This window comes from Bradyrhizobium sp. AZCC 1719 (genome assembly GCF_036924525.1).
In the GTDB taxonomy this organism is placed as follows: domain Bacteria; phylum Pseudomonadota; class Alphaproteobacteria; order Rhizobiales; family Xanthobacteraceae; genus Bradyrhizobium.
Genome location: NZ_JAZHRU010000001.1, coordinates 4,178,730 through 4,197,035, shown reverse-complemented (window position 1 = coordinate 4,197,035; position 18,306 = coordinate 4,178,730). Strand labels below are relative to the sequence as shown.

The following is an 18,306-nucleotide window of genomic DNA, read 5'->3' as shown; positions in this document are numbered from 1 at the left end:
AGCACGGCGTAAAAACAAATCGGCCGGGAGCCGCCTCGTGCGCCTCGCTTGCCCGTTTCGGAGTTTTCGATGATCCCCCGCTATACCCGCCCGGAAATGGCTTCCATCTGGGAGCCGCAGACGCGTTTCAAGATCTGGTTCGAGATCGAGGCGCATGCGGCTGATGCGCTGGCGGAACTTGGCGTGATCCCCAGGGAGGCGGCGAAGACGATCTGGGCCAAGGCCAAGCACGCCACCTTCGACGTGGCGCGGATCGACGAGATCGAGCGCGAGACCAAGCACGACGTGATCGCCTTCCTGACCCATCTGGCCGAAATCGTCGGCCCCGAGGCCCGCTTTGTCCACCAGGGCATGACGTCCTCCGACGTGCTCGACACCTGCCTCAACGTGCAGCTCACCCGCGCAGCCGACCTCTTGATATCAGACCTCGACAAGGTTCTGGCCGCGCTGAAGAAGCGCGCCTTTGAGCACAAGATGACGCCGACCATCGGCCGCTCCCATGGTATCCATGCCGAGCCGGTGACGTTCGGGCTCAAGCTCGCTTATGCCTATGCGGAGTTCTCCCGTGCCCGCGAGCGGCTGGTCGCCGCCCGCAAGGAAGTCGCGACCTGCGCGATTTCGGGCGCCGTCGGCACTTTTGCGCAGATCGACCCGCGCGTCGAAGAGCACGTCGCGAAAGCGATGGGGCTGGAGCCGGAGCCGATCTCGACCCAGGTGATCCCGCGCGACCGTCACGCCATGTATTTTGCGACACTTGGCGTGATCGCCTCTTCGGTCGAGCGGCTCGCCATCGAAATCCGGCACCTGCAGCGCACCGAGGTGCTGGAAGCCGAAGAGTTCTTCTCCGAGGGCCAGAAGGGCTCGTCGGCGATGCCGCACAAGCGCAACCCGGTGCTGTCGGAAAATCTGACCGGCCTGTCGCGCATGGTGCGCGCCTATGCGATGCCGGCGATGGAAAACGTCGCCCTCTGGCACGAGCGCGACATCTCGCACTCCTCGGCCGAGCGCATGATCGGGCCGGATGCCACCGTGACGCTGGACTTCGCACTGATGCGGCTTGCCGGCCTGATCGAGAAGCTCCTGATCTATCCCGCCAACATGCAGAAGAACCTCGACCGCCTCGGCGGTCTCGTGCATTCGCAGCGGCTTCTGATCGCGTTGACGCAGAAGGGCGCCAGCCGCGAGGACGCCTACAAATACGTCCAGCGCAACGCCATGCCGGTCTGGCGCGGCGAAGGCGACTTCCAGACGCTGCTGAAAAAAGACCCCGACGTGAAGAAGCACCTGAGCGATGCCGAAATCGAGGAGCAGTTCGACCTCGGCTATCATTTCAAGCACGTCGACACGATCTTCAAACGCGTGTTCGGCGAGAGCTGACAACGCACGCCGTCCGAACGCTTGACGGTCATCTCTCGGTCTGCAGCAAGCCGACCGCGAGATATCGGAAAGCCTCGACAGCCTTTGCAAAGACGGCGCGCGGGTCGTCGGCTGCGGCAATCCAGAGCGAGGCGTTGAGCGCCGCTCCATTGATCAGCCGCGCGGCAGCTTCCGCATCCATCGGCCTCACCGTCCCTTCGTCGATAAGCGCCTGGATCGTTTGCGTCGTCGAGCGAAGACACGCGGTCTGGTTGGGCCATAGCGATGGATCGCCGAGCACGGCCGGTCCGTCTAGCAGCATGATGCGCTGGATCTCCGGCTCCAGCGCCATCTCGATATAGGCGACGCCCTCGGCGAGAAAGCCGAGCCACCGGGTCTCCGCCTGATCTTGTACAGCGCGCATTCGCGCCACCATTTCCGCGTCGATCTGCTCGATCACGGCCTGCAGCAGACCCTTCTTGTCGCCGAAGGTGTGATAGAGCGCGCCGCGCGTCAGGCCGGCCTCGGCGGTCAAATCGTCCATCGACGCCGCCGCATAGCCTTTGGTCGCGAAAGCCTTACGGGCGGCCTGGATGAGCTTGGCCCGGGTTTCCTCCACCATCTGTGCGCGTCGCTTCGCGGCCACCGCTATCTCCGCAATTACATACGCCCCGTATGCTAGTTGACATACGCCGCGTATGTGATTTATAGAAACATACGGAGCGTATGTCAATTTATCGCTCGAGTAGGATGCAAACAGCCGGACCCGTGGAGGTCTGGCTTGCCTTTGAACAGGAGTGACGTCATGGCCAAACGCGATGCAATCTTCCCTGCCGGCCGGCAGGCGCTCTACGAGATCAACCGTTATTCGGCGGCGATCCGCTCGTCTCGGGCCAAGTCGGCAGCCGCGATGACGGGTCGCCCGAGCCGGTCTTCGAAAAGCAGGTCCAGCTTGCCTTCGACAATCTCTCGGCCGTGCTGAAGTCTGCCGGTTGCACATTTGACGACGTCGTTGACGTGACCACGTTCCATACCAATCCGGCCGCACAGTGGGAGGCGGTCAACGCAGTTCGCCTGAAGGAGATCGGTGAACCGCCCTATCCGAACTGGACTGCGGTGGGGGTGAACTGGCTAGCGGGCTTCGATTTTGAAATCAAAGTCATCGCGCGACTTCCTCAATCCACCTGACCGATTGGCGGCGAGCATCCACGCTTGCAGGACGTCCTGGGTAGCCACCCCAGCAGTTTTCCGGCCTTGCCAAGCCGATTCAGATGGTTCCAAATTGTCGCAACCGCCGTGACTCCCGCCGGCACCCTCGAAGCAACCTGACGGTAACCGCAAATCGGCTAAGGTCGCAGCGTGTCATCCCCGCCGAAAATCCTCGTCTTCGACTCCGGCCTTGGCGGCCTCACGGTCCTGCGCGAGATCGTTCGCACCCGGCCCGACGCGCACTACGTCTATGTCGCCGACGACGCGTTCTTCCCCTACGGCCATCACGGTGAGGATCAGATTATCGCCCGCGTGGTCCCGCTGGTCGGTGAGCTGCTCGCACGTCACGTCCCTGCCCTGGTGGTGATTGCCTGCAACACTGCTTCCACGCTCGTGATGTCGCACCTGCGCAACGCCTATAGCGTGCCGTTCGTCGGCACCGTGCCTGCGATCAAGCCGGCCTGCGCCAGCTCGAAGACCAAGCGCGTATCGGTGCTCGGGACCAAGGGCACCGTCAAGCGCGAATACACCAGGCGCCTGATCAATGATTTCGCGCAAGGCTGCGAAGTGACGCTGGTGGGATCGGCAGAACTCGCTTCGCTGGCCGAAGCCGCACTCAGCGGAAACGACGTGCGCGACGAGGATATCGCGGCGGAGCTCGTCCCCTGCTTTGTCGGCAGTGGCGAAGATCGCACCGACACCGTCGTGCTGGCCTGCACCCATTATCCGCTGTTGCTCGACCGCATGACCAAGCTCGCACCCTGGCCGGTCGACTGGATCGACCCGGCGCCCGCCATCGCCCGACGCGTGTCCGAGCTACTGGCGTCACCAGGCCGGGAAAGCAATGAGGCCGGGGCCGAGATCATCTTCACGTCCAAGCGGCCGCACGCGCTGAGCCGGGCGCTGATGCCGTTTTTCGGCGGGCGCGTCCCGGCGTAGGTCGCCTGGGCGCGCGTCACGGTACGCTGGAGTGCAGGATGCAATTCCTTATGTAGTCCCGAGTCCGGCCTTCGCGCATTGCTCGTCCTGGTCGCCGGTGACGCCGCTCACTCCCACGCCGCCAGTGACCTTGCCATCGACCATGATCGGCAATCCGCCCGGCGAGGCGAAGACACCGGGAAGTGTGGCCGTGGCCGGCCCGCCCTTGTTGATCGCCTCCATGAAAACGCGTGTCGGGCGCCGATAGGTCGCCGCGGACCTCGCCTTACCGACGGCGATGTCCATGCTGCCCGTCTGCGTGTTGTCCATGCGTTCGAAATACACGAGGAATCCGTGATTATCGACCACAGCGACAGCCACGTTCCACCCGTTCTTCTGGCATTCGGCGAGGACGCCGGCTGCGATCTTCTTCGCACCTGCGGCATTGACCGCGGTGCCGTAGTCAGGGCGCTTGTCCTGAGCGGATGCACCGGTGGTCAGGGCGGCGAATGCAGCGGCGACCAGAATTGTCCTCATCATTGTCTCCTCCCTTAGGTTTTATTGTGCAGGGGACTATACCCGGGCGGATGAAAACGTCGATGTGACCTTATGGTCCCTCGCCGAATGATAATTCGGCGTTGCGGACATCGCTGCGGAGCTCGCCTCTTGCCTCGTCGGAGATGGCGAGGATCGCAACGACACCGCAGATCGCGTTACGCTCACTCAGCCAGATCGCGCATGACCTTGATAAGGTCCGACTTGCCCTCGAACCCGATTCCGGGAAGCTCGGGCATGACGATGTGACCGTTCTCGACTTTCACCCCATCCGGAAAGCCGCCGTACGGCTGGAAGAGGTCAGGATAGCTCTCATTGCCGCCCAACCCCAGTCCTGCTGCGATGTTAAGCGACATCTGATGGCCGCCGTGCGGAATGCAGCGGGACGGCGACCAACCGAATTGATGCAGCACGTCGAGCGTGCGCAGATATTCGACCAAGCCGTAAGACAGGGCGCAGTCGAACTGCAGCCAATCGCGGTCCGGGCGCATTCCGCCGTAGCGCAGAAGGTTGCGCGCATCCTGGTGCGAGAACAAGTTCTCGCCGGTAGCCATCGGGCCGGGATAGAATTCCGAGAGCGCTGCCTGAAGGGCATAGTCGAGGGGGTCACCGACCTCCTCATACCAGAACAGCGGGTACTGGCGGAGCATTTTGGCATAAGCGATGCCGGTCTGAAGGTCGAAACGGCCGTTGGCGTCGACAGCCAGTTGAGCCTCGGAGCCGATTTCGGTCAGAACCGCCTCGATGCGGCGCCGATCCTCGTCAATGGATGCGCCACCGATCTTCATCTTCACGACGTTGTAGCCGCGATTGAGATATCCGCGCATTTCTGCCCGCAGCGCCGCATTGTCCTTGCCGGGGTAGTAGTAGCCGCCGGCGGCGTAGACGAAGACGCGAGGGTTGGCCTCGCGCCCCTTTTGCTCAGCGAGCAACCGGAACAGCGGTTTTCCCGCGATTTTGGCCGTCGCGTCCCAGACCGCCATGTCGAGCGTTCCGACCGCAACTGAACGCTCGCCGTGCCCCCCGGGCTTCTCGTTGCTCATCATTACCGCCCAGAGCTTGTGCGGATCGAGGTTATCACCGGATTGGTTGAGGACGCTTTTGGGGTCTGCTTCCAGAATGCGGTTGCGAAAGCGCTCGCGGATGAGACCGCCCTGGCCGTACCGGCCGTTCGAGTTGAAGCCATAGCCAGTGACCCTGCGGCCATCGCGTTCGACATCGGTCACGACAGCGACGAGGCTCGCGGTCATCTTCGAAAAGTCGATATAGGCGTTGCGGATGGGCGACGAGATCGGCTTGGTGATCTCACAGACGTCGATGATGCGCATGATGTTCTCCTTCGGGCGATCTGCCTCGATGGGTACTTCTGGACAGGGCGGATTGGCCAATGCCATGATCGGTTCGCGTTATGCGCAAACGGCATCGACATGGATCTCGACTGGCTCAAAGACTTCCTGGCGCTGGCAGAACTGAAGAGCTTCTCGCGCGCAGCCGACGCGCGGAACGTAACACAGCCGGCTTTCAGCCGGCGCGTACGCGCGCTTGAGGACTGGATCGGCACCCCGCTTTTCGTGCGGGGCGCTCAAGGCGCCAGCTTGACGCCAGCCGGCCAGCACTTTCAGCCGCTGGCTGCCGACATGATCCGTGGTTTGGAAAGGGCGCGACGCGATACCCGATCGGTGGGCGAGCGAAATACGATCGCTCTGTCCATCGCAGCAACGCACGCGCTTTCCTTCACGTTTTTCCCCGAATGGATTCGGAACCACCTGCGCTTTGAAGCCCTCGGCGCCCTCAACCTGGTTTCGGACAGCATGGAAGCTTGCGAAGAGATCATGCTCGGCGGAGAGGTCCATTTCCTGCTGTGTCACTATCATCCAGAGGCGCCGACGCGTTTCGAACCCGAGCGCTTCCAGAGCGTGCGGGTCGGCGATGATTGTCTGGTCCCGCTCTGCGCGCCCTATTCCGACGGGCGGCCTGCATGGCCGCTCTCCGGCACATCGGCTCGACCGATACGTCTCCTCGCGTATAGCCATGCCTCCGGACTTGGCCGGATCCTCTCCGCCCATCAGATGAGCCGGGATGCGATCGCGCAAATGGAGACCGGTTTTACCTCACATCTCGCCGCGACGCTGATGACGATGGCGCGCGAAGGCCATGGGGTCGCGTGGCTTCCGCGAACATTGGCAAAACACGATCTGGAACAGGGACGGCTCGTTGGCGCAGGGCCACCGCAGTTCGATATCCCGATAGAGATCAGATTATTCAGATCGCCCGACTGTCGCAATCACGCAGCAGACGAATTGTGGCATGCGTTGGCCCAATAGAAGCAATGAGCGGCGGCGGTGTCGATACTCGCTCGTTACTTTCGCATCGACCAGAGGATAGCGTTCGTGAGGAGGCGCTGGTAGCGGGAGTCCTGCCAGACTGACGGCTCGTGGCCCAGCGCCGTATAGAATACGCGCCCCTCGCCGTAGAGGCGGGTCCATGCGAGAGGCCAACCATAGAATCGCTGATGCACGCCGCTCTTGCCGAGGTCCACCGAGTTTGGGTCAAGGCGCAGAAGCACACTTGATCCACGATAGTCGAAGTCGCTGATCTGGTAGATCTCGTCCTCGATCTGGAATGAACTCCCGAGAAACGCCACCAGAGGGTCGCTGGGATCAACCACCTTGATGGTCGCGGCCTGATGCCAGGGATGACCATTGAAGTAGCCGCCGACCAAATCGAGATAGTCCGGCCACGTGTAGAATGTGTCCGTCGCCGAATGAACACCGATGAACCCACCGCCCGAACTCACAAAGTTGAGAAGAGCCATCCTTTGTGCGTCGCTCATCGGAAGCTCTCCGGATGTGAAGAACATCACCGCGGCGTAGCGCGCGAGGTTTTCGGTCGAAAATTCAGACGGGTCTTCCGTTGCAGTGACCTCAAAGATACCCGAATTGCCGCCGAGCTGAGCCAGGATTGCCTTGGAAAGCGGCAGGACCTGATGCCGGTAGCCGGCCGAGTAAGTGAAATAGAGGATGCGCGCTGTCGGGCGCTGCGCATGCGCGCCGAGTGGTCGCGCTGCCGCCGCGCCGCCAAGGAGCGCGATGAACTCACGTCGCCTCACAATCCGCTCCGCAAAACCATAGGCAATCATGTGCTGAAAAAAGATTAGCACAAATAGGACCAGCGCTGGCGTTGCTCCGCCTCTGGCGTCTGAAATGATGGCAAGGCGCAGAAACAATGTGGCTCGATAAGCGGTGAATTTGACCTTATGGTCCCCTCGCCCAATGATCACTCGGTCATTTCAGCAGGGAGTTTCCGCTTGACCACCGCAAAGCCTGCGCCGCTCAACCGCCTTCGCCAATTGTGGCGTGAGGGGCGTCCGACCTTCGGCGCGATCGCGACCATTCCCTCGATCCAGACCGTGCAGATCATGGCGCGCTCGGGGATCGACTTCATCATCGTCGATCTCGAGCACGGCCCGATCGATCTCGGCTCGGCGCATGCGATGATCACGGCCACCTCAGGCACGCCCTGCGTGCCAATGGTGCGGATTGCCGCCAACGAGCCGTGGCTGGCGAAAGCACCGATGGACCTTGGTGCGCTCGGCATCAACTTTCCGATGATCTGCAGCCGCGCGGCTGCCGAAAAAGCCGTGCGCAGCGTGCGCTATCCGCCGAACGGCGACCGGCTATGGGGCCCGTTCCATGCGCCGTTCCGCTGGGGCGTGTCGATGGCGGATTACATGGCGACCGCCGACGACGACATGATCTGCATGGTCACCGTCGAGCATGTCGAAGCGGTCGAGCGCATTGATGAGATCATGGCGACGCCTGGCATCGATGTCGCCGTGATCGGCCCCGGCGATCTCGCCACCTCCATCAATAAGCGCGGCCTGCCGGATGATCCCGAGGTGGTGGCGCTGATGAAGCGCGCCGAGGAAGGCATCCTTAGGAGTGGCGTACCAATCGGCGGCGTCGCGCGCACGGCTGAGCAAGCCAACAAGATGATCGACCGCGGCTACGTCGCGCTGGCGCTCGGCTTCGACTGGTCGCTGTTCCAGCGCGGCATCGCGGCAAGCTTTGAAGGGATCAAGCGATAGGTGCCGAGACGGCGGCAAGCCCTTCAAAGTTCTCGGGGTTTACAGGATCCCTCGGGACGCGGCGCCGCCCACCCGGAGCAATCCGGATACGAACCCTCTGGCGTCAAAACGCCTTGTTCGTGCTAGATGAGGTGCTGGCAGGTTGCCGGGGCGGCCTGCCGGCTTTTTGATTGATCTATTGCGGAAACGCGGGCGGAGCGATGCGCGGAACGGTTCGAAAAATCACACTACCGCGCCGTCTGGTCGCCGACCTCATGCACGCCTCGAACCGCGTGCCCTTTGTTTCGCTCTCGCGCCCGCTTCATATTCGAGCCCTGCAGGAAGCCCGCGCGCAGGCCGCCCAGCGGCCGGGCTGGGCCGCGATTTTCGTCAAAGCGTTCGCGCTGGTGGCCAAGGAACAGCCGATCCTGCGCACCCTCTACGTCAAATGGCCTATGCCGGCCTTCTACGAACTGCCGCGCAGCGTCGCCATGGTGGCGATCGCCCGGGTCGAGGACGGCCAGGATTGCGTGCTGCCGCAAAAGGTCGCCGCGCCCGACGAAATGCCGCTTGCCGAAGTCGACGCCCTGATCCGGCACGCCAAGGTGGCGGCGATCGACGAGGTGCCGGCGTTCCGGAAGATCCTGCGAACCACGCGGCTGCCGCTGCCGCTGCGGCGGCTGTTCTGGGCCGTCGGGCTGAATTTCGGCCGCCAGCGGGCCAATTATTTCGGTAGTTTTGGGGTCACCTCCGTGGCCGCCTATGGCGCGGGCCAGCTCCATGCCATCAGCCCCGGGCCCTTTGTCCTGAGCTATGGGGTGGAAAAGCCCGACCAGACCATCGATGTCGTCTTGCGCTGGGATCACCGGATTACCGATGCCGCCCCGATGGCCAAGGCCCTCAACCGGCTGGAACAGGTGCTGAACGGCGAAATATCAGCCGAATTGCGGGCCAATCGGCAGCAAACCGAGCCCAAGCCGGTCCGCGCGGTGGCAACGTGACGGCCTCGTGGCCGTCATTCCGGGATGGTGCGTAAGCACCAGACCCGGAATCTCGAGATTCCGGGTTCGCTTCGCGCCCCGGAATGACAGTGCTCACAGGCCCCTTTTCGTTGACAGAACGGCGGTTTCTCCCTAAGAACCCGCTTGCTCGCGGGCCGGTTTCGGCCCGCGATGCGTTTCGCGACCCGTGGTCCTCCCCGAGCTTTCGAGGCGGACCTGTCGGCCCCGGCAACCCCGGTGCACAGGAGGGCGCGTTTCCTCAAAACTCAAACTCTTAAGCAGAGGACGCGATGACAAAGCGCAGTGAGGCGAAATACAAGATCGATCGCCGTATGGGCCAGAACATCTGGGGCCGCCCGAAGAGCCCCGTGAACCGCCGGGAATACGGCCCCGGCCAGCACGGCCAGCGCCGCAAGGGCAAGCTGTCCGACTTCGGCGTCCAGCTCCGCGCCAAGCAGAAGCTTAAAGGTTACTACGCCAACATTTCCGAGCGCCAGTTCCACGGCATCTATGTCGAGGCCGGCCGGATGAAGGGCGACACCGGTGAAAACCTGATCGGCCTCCTGGAGCGCCGTCTCGACACCGTGGTCTATCGCGCCAAGTTCGTCGCGACGATGTTCGCCGCGCGCCAGTTCATCAACCACGGCCACATCAAGGTGAACGGCCGCCGCGTCAACATTCCGAGCTACAAGCTCAAGCCCGGCGACGTCGTCGAGGTCAAGGAATCCTCCAAGCAGCTCACCCCGGTTCTGGAAGCAAGCCAGCTCGGCGAACGCGATGTGCCCGACTTCATCGAGACCGATCACTCCAAGATGATGGCGAAGTTCACCCGCATCCCCGCACTGTCGGACGTGCCGTTCGCAGTGCAGATGGAGCCGCACCTGATCGTCGAATTCTATTCGCGCTGATCGGCTTTCAGTTACGAGATATCAAAGGCCCCGGTTTTGCCGGGGCCTTTTTGTATGCGAGTATGGCGTCGTCTCAACGCCGAACCTCGCCGTGAGCTGAATCAATGCGGATCCAACATGCGCTTGCGCGACTGCCACAACTTTCATGACTTCCGCAGGCTGGCCCGACGACGGCTGCCCGGCCCTATCTTCGATTACATCGATGGCGCGGCTGACGACGAGGTGACCCATCGCCGGAACACCGCAAGTTTCGAGCGCTGTGACCTGGTACCCAACGTCCTGCGCGGCGTCGAAAACATCGATATGTCGGTGACGGTCCTGGGCCAGAAGCTCGCGATGCCGATCTATTGCTCTCCGACCGCACTGCAACGCCTGTTCCACCATACCGGCGAGCGCGCCGTCGCCGCCGCCGCGGCGAAGTACGGCACGATGTTCGGCGTATCCTCGCTCGGCACGGTAAGCCTCGAGGAACTGCGCAAGGCGCATGACACGCCGCAAGTTTATCAATTCTACTATCACCGGGATCGCGGTCTCAACCGCGCGATGATGCAACGCGCGAAAGAAGCCGGCGTCCAGGTAATGATGCTCACCGTGGACAGCATCACGGGGGGCAACCGCGAGCGCGACAAGCGCACCGGCTTTTCGATTCCATTTCGGCTGACGCTTGCCGGGATGTACCAGTTCGGGATCAAGCCGGCCTGGGGCATCAATTATCTCACGCATGAGCGGTTTAAGCTTCCGCAACTGGAACAGCACGTCGACATGGGCAGCGGCGCGCTGTCGATCTCCAAATATTTTACCGAGATGCTGGATCCTTCGATGAACTGGGACGATGTGGCTGAAATGGTCCGGCTATGGAACGGGCAATTCTGCCTGAAGGGTGTCATGTCGGTGGCGGACGCCAGGCGCGCCGTCGAGATCGGTTGCACCGGCATCGTGCTGTCCAATCATGGCGGCCGGCAGTTGGACGGTTCGCGCACGCCATTCGATCAATTGGCCGAAATCGTGGATGCCGTCGGCGATCGAATTGACGTGATCATGGACGGCGGAATTCAGCGGGGCACCCATGTCTTGAAGGCGTTGTCGCTTGGAGCCAAGGCCGTAGGCGTTGGCCGCTATTATCTCTATCCTCTCGCGGCGGCCGGCCAGGCCGGCGTCGAGCGGGCGCTCGACCTGATGCGGTCGGAACTTGAGCGGGGAATGAAGCTGATGGGATGCACTGCGATCAATCAGCTCTCTCGCGAAAATCTGCGGTTCAGATAATTTCTGTTCCGCCATCAAGTCAAAAGAGACGAGAAACTGCCATGCACTACACCCCTGCCCCGCGCGATTCCAAGGCCGATCCCATCCGCATCAACCTGTTGTCGGACACGCAGACGCGACCGACGCCCGCGATGCGGGAGGCGATGGCGCGGGCGGAAGTCGGCGACGAGCAGATCGGCGACGATCCGACCGTGAATTTACTTTGCGAGCGCGTCGCTGACCTGCTCGGCAAGGAAGCCGCCGTGTTCATGCCGTCAGGCACCATGTGCAACGTCTCGGCCACCCTCGCCCATTGCCGGCCGGGCGACGAAATCCTCGCCCATGCCAGCGCGCACATCATCGCCCGCGAGGGCGGCGCGCATGCGGCGCTGGGCGGATTCCAGATCACGGCGCTGCCGGGCGATGACGGGCAATTCACGCCCGAAACGTTCCGCGCCGCGCTGCACCCGCGCTCGCGCTACCAGCCGCCGCAGACCGTCGTCAGCGTCGAGCAAACCGCCAATATCGGCGGCGGCACGATCTGGAAGAAGACGGCGCTGGATGAAATCGTCGAGATCGCCAAGGCCCATGGGCTGATCACCCATATGGATGGCGCGCGGCTGTTGAACGCTTGCGTCGCCACGAAAATATCGGCGCGCGACATGGCCGCAGGCTGGGATTCGGCCTGGATCGATTTTTCAAAAGGCCTCGGTGCGCCGATCGGCGGCGTGATTGCGGGCTCGCGCGCCTTCATCGACGACGTCTGGCGCTGGAAGCAGCGCCTCGGCGGCTCGATGCGGCAGGCCGGCATTTGCGCCGCGGCCTGCGTCTATGCGCTCGACCATCACGTCGACCGCCTCGCCGACGATCACGCCAATGCGCGTGCGCTGGCGCGGGGGCTGTCGCAGATCGACGGCATCGAGGTGCAAGAGCCCGAGACCAACCTGGTGTTCTTCAAGCCTGACAGAGCCGGCATCGCGGGCGACAAAATGGTCGAAGCCTTGCGCAAACGCGGCGTGCTGCTCGCGATGATGGACGGCCGCATTCGCGCCTGCACGCATCTCGACGTCAGCGCTGCGATGATCGAGGAGACGGTCGGGCTGGTGCGCGAGATCGTACGCGGTGCGTGAGAGGCGTCAGCCCGAAGCCGTGAACTCAGGCAACGGCTGATGTGCGCGCCCGCCACAGCGCGCTGCCGAGCAGCAGATATACCGCGCCCGTCCACATCGCCTGCCAGTTCTGAAAACCCTCGTTGAGGACGATATAGATCGCGGCCGAGGCGAAGAGTCCGGCAAACACGGCCTCAGAGAGCGGCCGCTCACCGGATTTTGAGCCGTTGAGAAACGCCAATGTCCAGAACGGCACCACGGCCATGGTCAGGGCGGCGAACGGGAAATCGCGCCAGCGCGCGTCGAATATCAGGCTGAGCGCGGTCTGCGCAGCAATCAGCGTCGTCACGATCAGCGTCACGCCCAGTATGTTGCTCATGAACAATGGGGTCAGGCCCTTGCGCGGCCCCAACACTTCAAGAAACGCCGGAAGCCCCCGCCCCGACATCAGCGCGTAGGTGGCCAGCAGCGGCGCTGTCACTGCCGCCGTCAGCAGAAAACCCTGAACTAGCCAACCGCCGAGCCCGTAGCTTTCCTGGAGCATCTTGTCGATGCTGATGCCCAGCAAGATTCCGCCAGCGGTCGCGGATGCGGCGACCGCGGCCCACGATGCCAACGGCGCCGCGGCCTGCTGGCGCTTCTGCGTGAACCCGGCAACTGCGAATACACAGAGGCAAAGCAGCAGCCCGCCTGCCATCTGCAGCTTCCAGAACGGGTAGTTGCTGATGGCCACGCCGGCCGGATATTTCAGCTTGCGTTCAGCCCCGTCGAACAGCCCCCAATAGCCACCCACCGTTCCTTCCCAGCGGCGCTTCCACGGCTCGTCATAGGCCTCGAACAAATTGACGCGGAAGTTATCGCGCCGTGCCCGCTCGAGAATCTCGGAGATGAAACGTGCCTGGTTGACGCGGGAAGCCAGCGCGCCATCGCGCATCCGCCCGTGGCTTGGCCAACCGGTTTCGCCGATCAAAATCTCCTTGCCGGGAAAGGCTGCCGCCACTTGCTTGCGTATCTCATCTATATGGGCGGCCGCATCCTCGGCGCGCGGGGGAACGTCTTCCCAATAGGGCAGGAAATGGGCGGTAACGAAATCGACATCGGCGCCTACCTCGCGGTAGCGCAGCCAGAATTCCCAGACATCGGCATAGGTCACCGGAATGTCCACGCGCGGCTTGACCGACTGGATCGTTTGGCGAAGGTCGCCGACCGTCATGTCGCCGCGCAGCAGCACTTCGCTGCCGACGATGAGCGCCGCGACCGTGCCCGGATGATCCTTCACCAGCGAGACCGCAATGTCGGCGAGTTGCGCGTTCTTGGCGCGATCGCGCCCGATCCACAGGCCGAGCAGAACCTTCAACCCGACCCTGGACGCAAGCTCGGGTACCTTGTCCAGCCCGTTGTCGATGGAATAGGTGCGGATGCATTTGGAGACCTTGGCAAGCTCCTGCAGATCCTCCGCGATCTGCTCCGGCTTGACGATGAGAGTCGGATCGTGCGGCGTCTGATCGTTGCGGAACGGCGCGTAGGAAACGCATTCCAGCTTCGATGCATCATCAATCGGTGCGCGCGTCAGCGCTACCGGCGTGGCCAGCCACCACCACACCGCGACAACGATGCCGAGCGATAGAAATAAAAGCGCCAGCGGCGTGCGAAAGCCGATTGGTCCTGCTCCCCTAATAGGACGAATAGATGAGCCTGTTTAGCCGTGCGCGGCAGGCATGTCGACCCGCTGGTCCGGCCATGTGTACAATTGCGCGAGAGTACGGAAGCGGCGATATTGAGCCCTTCAAAAGTGAGCTTTGTTTGCGCAAAATTGATCGCGCCTGACGAGTGAAATGATGGCATTCAAGAGATTTTCCCGGCGACAATTTGGCAGACTTGCAGGCTGGTCGGCTCTTGGCATGTCGATGCTGTCAACCAAGTCCGGTACGGCGCAGTCGGATCAAGCGACCGGAACACAGAATCAGCGACCCTCGTCGGATTTCCCGAACGGCTTTCTGTGGGGCACGGCGACCTCGGCCTATCAGGTCGAGGGCGCGGTCAACGAAGACGGCCGCGGGCCGTCGATCTGGGACCGCTTTGCCCACACGCCCGGCACCATTTCCGATCGCAGCAATGGCGACACCGCGACCGACCATTATCGTCTCTACAAGCAAGACATCCAGATCATGAAGTCGCTGGGCGCAAAAGCCTATCGATTCTCGATCGCATGGCCGCGCGTCTTCCCGGATGGAACCGGATCGGCAAATCCAAAGGGCCTTGATTTCTATCACCGTCTTGTCGACGAATTGTTGGCCAACGGCATCGAGCCGTTTGCGACGCTGTATCATTGGGACCTGCCGCAGGCGCTGCAGGATCGCTTCGGCGGCTGGACTTCGCGCGACACCTCGAAAGCATTCGCGGACTACGCGGCCCATGTCACTGCCCGCATGAGTGATCGCGTGAAGCATTTCTTCACGATCAACGAGTGCTCCAGGCTCACTCATCTCGGCCACGGCCTCGGTGCCGACGCGCCCGGCCTCAAACTGCCTCAGTCAGGATTGAACCAGGTCCGTCACCACGTTGCGCTGGGACATGGCCTCGCGGTTCAGGCCATCCGCGCCCACGGGCGTGCCGGAACGAGGGTCGGTCCGGCGGAGAATGCCGTGAGCTGCATCCCTGCCATCGAAACGCCAGCCAACATCCGCGCCGCCGAGATAGCGACGCGCGAACTCAACGCGGGCTATCTGACCGTGATGTTCGAGGGAAAATATACCAACGCGTATCTGGCGCGGTCCGGCCAAGACGCGCCGAAATTCACCGCCGATGATCTCAGCACCATTTCATCCCCGATCGATTTCGTCGGGCTGAACGTCTATACGCCGGACCATTATGTCGTTGCCGCCGACAACGATCGCGGCTTCACGCTGGCGCCGTTTCCCGCCTCGTTTCCGCACATGAAAGCGAGTTGGCTCAGGCCCGGCCCCGAAGCCATCTACTGGGTGCCGCGTCACGTCGCAAAACTGTGGAACGTGAAATCGATCTATATCACCGAGAACGGAACGTCAGGGAGCGACCAGCCGGCGCCGGACGGGACCATCTACGACGTCGACCGCATCATGTATCTGCGCAATTATCTCACGCAGTTGCAGCGCGCGACATCCGAGGGCGTGCCCGTGCTCGGATACTTCCTGTGGAGCCTGATGGATAATTTCGAATGGTCTGATGGCTATGAGCAGCGCTTCGGCATCTACCACGTCGACTTCGATACCAAGCGTCGTACGCCCAAGCTGAGCGCGTCGTTCTATCGCGAGACCATCGCGAAAAACGCCGTGGCGTAATCAGGCGACTGTCAATCCTTGCGCAGACCTTTCCCAAGCGCCTCGTACATGATCGTCTTCAGCGCCAGTTGAATTCGACCGCCTTGCGTCGGAGCCTGCACCATCAAGACAACGAGCAAGTCGTCCTGCGGATCGACAAAATAGAAACTTCCGCCTGCGCCATCCCACCGGTATTCGCCGAGCGGCCATGTCGTGTTTGGCGGCGGTGAGGTGCGCACGGCAAAGCCAAGACCGAAGCCGCTGGACGGTCCCGGAAAGTAAAAGGGATCGTGAATGATCCTGGTTTCCGGACCGATCTGATCGGACGTCATTAGCGCGACTGTTTCGGGCTTGAGGTACCGCCTGCCGTCCAGCGTACCTCCGTTCAGCAGCATCTGCAGGAAGCGGGCGTAGTCGGCCGCCGTCGAGACCAGACCCGCGCCACCGGATTCCCAGCGCCGCGGCACTGTCGGGTCTCCGATTCCGGCCACCCGAAAACGATCAACGGGAAATGGCTGGGCGATGCGCGGCCACTTCGCTTCATCTGCGACATAGTATGCGGTCTCGGACATGCCGAGCGGATCGAACAGTCTCTGCTTCTCGAATTGAAATAGCGTCTGCCCCGAGACCACCTCGACGACGCGGCCGAGCACGTCGGTCGAGTGGCTGTAGTTCCAACGCGTCGCCGGTTGATCGGCGAGCGGCAGTGTCGCAATGCGATCAGCGAATTCGGCGTTGTCGAAGTCGCCGACGTACAGTTGCGGATTGGCATAGAGTTTCTGCACCGCGGTTTCGCCGAAGAAACCGTAGGTGATACCCGAGGTGTGCCGGAGCAGATCCTTGATCGTGATCGGGCGCTTCAGCGGCTCGAGCTTGAGGGGATACTTTCCTGCTTCATCGGAAAGATCGACGCCGACTTTCGCATCCGCAAAGGAGCGAATGTATTTCGACACGGGATCGTCGAGGGCCAGCTTCCCGTCGTCGACCAGCATCATCGCGGCGACCGAGGTGACGGCCTTTGACATCGAATAGATCTGAAAAATGCTGTCCGACGTCATCGGCTGGCTGGACGCAGGGTCCCGCACGCCGAAACATTCAAGATAGACTGGTTTGCCGTGCTGCTGGATCAGAAGCACCGCACCGGGAATCTTGCCGGTCGTGACCTCGTTGCGAACGTAGTCACCGATCCGGTCAAGGGCCGCGCGCGAAAAAGTTGGCGCGGTCGGCGCTTTCGGCTCGGCCCGCGCCTCCTGCGGTTGGCCGCCGACCAGGCAAACCACAAGCGCCGCCGCAGCAAGGCAACGCCCTGCCGTGCCGTCAGTTCTCCAGCGCTTCATAGACCAACTGCTTCAGCGTCCGCTGGATGCGCTGGCGTTCCGTCGGCGTCTGCTCGAGCAGCACGAAGAACATGTCCTGCTTGCGGTCGACCACGAAATAGCAGCCGCTGGCGCCATCCCATTTCAATTCGCCAAGGGATCCCGGCGGCGGCGGCTTGGCGTTACCGGGATCGGTGCGCACCGCAAGGCCGAGGCCCATTCCGAAGCCGTCCCCGGGGAAATAGAAATAGTCCCGCTCGACCCCAGACCCGGGGCCGACATAGTCGGTCGTCATCAGCTTGAACGTTTCGGGCTTCAGATAGGTCTTACCCTCGAACGTGCCGCCATTGAGCAGCATCTGCGTAAAGCGGCGGTAGTCCGCCATGGTCGAGTACATGCCGCCGCTGGCGAATTCGATCTTCTTGACATTGGTCGGGTTGGTGTCGCGGCCGACGCGAAAGTTGCTGTCGTTCGGTACCGGCAGCGCCATCCGCTTCTGCTTCTCCGGATCGGTGATGTAGAAGCCGGTGTCGACCATGCCGAGCGGATCGAGCAGCCTTTCGCGCATGATCGTGAACAGGGATTTTCCGGACGCGACTTCCATCACCCGCGCCAGCACATCGGTGGAATGGCCGTATTGCCAAAGCGCGCCCGGCTGATTGTGCAGCGGCAGCTTGGCGATCCGCTCGGCGAACCCGGCCAGATCGAAATCTCCGTCATAGATATTGGCGGCCGCATAGGCCTTGCGGACCAGGGTGTCGCCGTAGAAGCCGTAGGTGATCCCCGACGTATGCACCATCAGGTCGCGGACAGTCATCGGCCGGGTGGGCGGCACCAGCTCGAGCGTCTTGGTACCGTCCTCGTTTTTCTTCTCGACACCGACCTTCACATTCGCAAAGGACGGAATGTACTTTGAGACGGGATCGTCGAGCTTGATCGTGCCGTCCTCGACCAATTGCATGGCCACGACCGACGTGATCGCTTTCGTCATCGAGAACAGGCGGAAGATGGTCTTGTCATTGATTGGCTTCTTGGACTCCACGTCCTGAACGCCGAAGGTTTCGTGATAGACCGGCTTGCCATGCTGCTGGATCAGGACGTTCGCGCCCGCGATCTTGCCGGTCGCCACCTCGTTCTTGAAGAATTCGGTGATCTTCGCAAGCTTGTCCTTGTTGAAACGCGCGCCGGCGGGAATGTCGAAGGTGCCTTCGGCGCGGACCTGTGGCGCAACCGCCAGCATCAGCACGCCGCAGGCGAGCGCACGCAGCATTTGACGTAAGTTCATTGGAACCCCCCTCCGGAATTCGGGCAGGAGTGTAGCTGCGGC

The 18,306-nt window shown here is 62.3% G+C and carries 16 protein-coding genes and 1 pseudogene; 10 read left to right on the top strand and 7 right to left on the bottom strand.

Going from position 1 to position 18,306, the window contains the following annotated elements:
• The first annotated feature begins 69 nt into the window (after positions 1–69).
• Positions 70–1,377 (top strand): adenylosuccinate lyase, encoded by a 1,308-nt coding sequence (gene purB, locus V1292_RS19660; RefSeq protein WP_334374354.1) that lies wholly within the window; start codon positions 70–72, stop codon positions 1,375–1,377.
• 28 nt (positions 1,378–1,405) lie between these two features.
• Here the strand turns inward: purB and V1292_RS19655 are convergent, their stop codons facing one another.
• On the bottom strand, positions 1,406–2,002 hold the full coding sequence (locus V1292_RS19655; RefSeq protein WP_334374353.1) for a TetR/AcrR family transcriptional regulator: 597 nt from the start codon (positions 2,000–2,002) through the stop codon (positions 1,406–1,408).
• Positions 2,003–2,161: 159 nt separating this feature from the next.
• Between V1292_RS19655 and V1292_RS19650 the strand changes: the two are divergent.
• Positions 2,162–2,544 (top strand): annotated as a pseudogene (locus V1292_RS19650) (RidA family protein).
• 171 nt (positions 2,545–2,715) lie between these two features.
• On the top strand, positions 2,716–3,504 hold the full coding sequence (gene murI / locus V1292_RS19645; protein ID WP_334374352.1) for a glutamate racemase: 789 nt from the start codon (positions 2,716–2,718) through the stop codon (positions 3,502–3,504).
• Between the two features lie 48 nt (positions 3,505–3,552).
• On the opposite strand, the gene V1292_RS19640 is transcribed toward murI, so the two are convergent.
• Positions 3,553–4,023 carry a GlcG/HbpS family heme-binding protein gene (locus tag V1292_RS19640; protein ID WP_334374351.1) on the bottom strand — a complete coding sequence of 157 codons (471 nt, stop codon included), beginning with the start codon at positions 4,021–4,023 and terminating at the stop codon, positions 3,553–3,555.
• A 179-nt stretch (positions 4,024–4,202) separates the two neighbouring features.
• A complete protein-coding gene (locus V1292_RS19635; RefSeq protein ID WP_334374350.1) occupies positions 4,203–5,366 on the bottom strand; it encodes a mandelate racemase/muconate lactonizing enzyme family protein in 1,164 nt (387 codons plus the stop codon).
• A gap of 99 nt (positions 5,367–5,465) precedes the next feature.
• Here V1292_RS19635 and V1292_RS19630 point away from each other — a divergent pair, with 99 nt between their 5' ends.
• The gene (locus tag V1292_RS19630; RefSeq protein WP_334374349.1) at positions 5,466–6,362 is read left to right on the top strand and encodes a LysR family transcriptional regulator; all 897 of its coding nucleotides are present in this window, start codon (positions 5,466–5,468) and stop codon (positions 6,360–6,362) included.
• A gap of 35 nt (positions 6,363–6,397) precedes the next feature.
• On the opposite strand, the gene V1292_RS19625 is transcribed toward V1292_RS19630, so the two are convergent.
• On the bottom strand, positions 6,398–7,264 hold the full coding sequence (locus tag V1292_RS19625; protein WP_334374348.1) for a ThuA domain-containing protein: 867 nt from the start codon (positions 7,262–7,264) through the stop codon (positions 6,398–6,400).
• 81 nt (positions 7,265–7,345) lie between these two features.
• Here V1292_RS19625 and V1292_RS19620 point away from each other — a divergent pair, with 81 nt between their 5' ends.
• The 5 genes from V1292_RS19620 (at position 7,346) to V1292_RS19600 (ending at position 12,385) form a co-directional block, all read left to right on the top strand.
• The gene (locus tag V1292_RS19620; protein ID WP_334374347.1) at positions 7,346–8,125 is read left to right on the top strand and encodes an HpcH/HpaI aldolase family protein; all 780 of its coding nucleotides are present in this window, start codon (positions 7,346–7,348) and stop codon (positions 8,123–8,125) included.
• A gap of 200 nt (positions 8,126–8,325) precedes the next feature.
• A complete protein-coding gene (locus tag V1292_RS19615) occupies positions 8,326–9,105 on the top strand; it encodes an acyltransferase (protein ID WP_334374346.1) in 780 nt (259 codons plus the stop codon).
• Positions 9,106–9,395: 290 nt separating this feature from the next.
• Positions 9,396–10,013: a 30S ribosomal protein S4 gene (gene rpsD / locus V1292_RS19610; protein ID WP_334374345.1), complete on the top strand. Its 618-nt coding sequence runs from the start codon at positions 9,396–9,398 to the stop codon at positions 10,011–10,013.
• A gap of 117 nt (positions 10,014–10,130) precedes the next feature.
• Positions 10,131–11,276, top strand: a complete 1,146-nt coding sequence (locus V1292_RS19605; RefSeq protein WP_334374344.1) for an alpha-hydroxy acid oxidase — start codon at positions 10,131–10,133, stop codon at positions 11,274–11,276.
• Positions 11,277–11,317: 41 nt separating this feature from the next.
• Positions 11,318–12,385, top strand: coding sequence for a threonine aldolase family protein (locus V1292_RS19600; protein ID WP_334374343.1), 1,068 nt, complete (start codon positions 11,318–11,320; stop codon positions 12,383–12,385).
• A 25-nt stretch (positions 12,386–12,410) separates the two neighbouring features.
• Here the strand turns inward: V1292_RS19600 and V1292_RS19595 are convergent, their stop codons facing one another.
• Positions 12,411–13,967, bottom strand: coding sequence for a glycoside hydrolase family 17 protein (locus V1292_RS19595; RefSeq protein ID WP_334374342.1), 1,557 nt, complete (start codon positions 13,965–13,967; stop codon positions 12,411–12,413).
• Positions 13,968–14,265: 298 nt separating this feature from the next.
• Here V1292_RS19595 and V1292_RS19590 point away from each other — a divergent pair, with 298 nt between their 5' ends.
• Positions 14,266–15,684: a GH1 family beta-glucosidase gene (locus tag V1292_RS19590; RefSeq protein WP_334374341.1), complete on the top strand. Its 1,419-nt coding sequence runs from the start codon at positions 14,266–14,268 to the stop codon at positions 15,682–15,684.
• An 11-nt stretch (positions 15,685–15,695) separates the two neighbouring features.
• Here the strand turns inward: V1292_RS19590 and V1292_RS19585 are convergent, their stop codons facing one another.
• A complete protein-coding gene (locus V1292_RS19585; protein WP_334374340.1) occupies positions 15,696–17,000 on the bottom strand; it encodes a serine hydrolase domain-containing protein in 1,305 nt (434 codons plus the stop codon).
• Positions 16,981–18,264, bottom strand: a complete 1,284-nt coding sequence (locus V1292_RS19580) for a serine hydrolase domain-containing protein (protein WP_334374339.1) — start codon at positions 18,262–18,264, stop codon at positions 16,981–16,983. The genes V1292_RS19585 and V1292_RS19580 overlap by 20 nt, the downstream gene beginning before the upstream one ends.
• Between the last annotated feature and the right edge of the window lie 42 nt (positions 18,265–18,306).

Bases quoted from the DNA above. Each gene is read 5' to 3' on its own strand.
- rpsD (WP_334374345.1), top strand. From the start codon at position 9,396: ATGACAAAGCGCAGTGAGGCGAAATACAAGATCGATCGCCGTATGGGC.
- V1292_RS19635 (WP_334374350.1), bottom strand. From the start codon at position 5,366: ATGCGCATCATCGACGTCTGTGAGATCACCAAGCCGATCTCGTCGCCC.
- V1292_RS19600 (WP_334374343.1), top strand. From the start codon at position 11,318: ATGCACTACACCCCTGCCCCGCGCGATTCCAAGGCCGATCCCATCCGC.
- V1292_RS19640 (WP_334374351.1), bottom strand. From the start codon at position 4,023: ATGATGAGGACAATTCTGGTCGCCGCTGCATTCGCCGCCCTGACCACC.
- V1292_RS19580 (WP_334374339.1), bottom strand. From the start codon at position 18,264: ATGAACTTACGTCAAATGCTGCGTGCGCTCGCCTGCGGCGTGCTGATG.
- V1292_RS19590 (WP_334374341.1), top strand. From the start codon at position 14,266: ATGTCGATGCTGTCAACCAAGTCCGGTACGGCGCAGTCGGATCAAGCG.
- V1292_RS19605 (WP_334374344.1), top strand. From the start codon at position 10,131: ATGCGCTTGCGCGACTGCCACAACTTTCATGACTTCCGCAGGCTGGCC.
- V1292_RS19585 (WP_334374340.1), bottom strand. From the start codon at position 17,000: ATGAAGCGCTGGAGAACTGACGGCACGGCAGGGCGTTGCCTTGCTGCG.
- purB (WP_334374354.1), top strand. From the start codon at position 70: ATGATCCCCCGCTATACCCGCCCGGAAATGGCTTCCATCTGGGAGCCG.
- V1292_RS19615 (WP_334374346.1), top strand. From the start codon at position 8,326: ATGCGCGGAACGGTTCGAAAAATCACACTACCGCGCCGTCTGGTCGCC.
- V1292_RS19630 (WP_334374349.1), top strand. From the start codon at position 5,466: ATGGATCTCGACTGGCTCAAAGACTTCCTGGCGCTGGCAGAACTGAAG.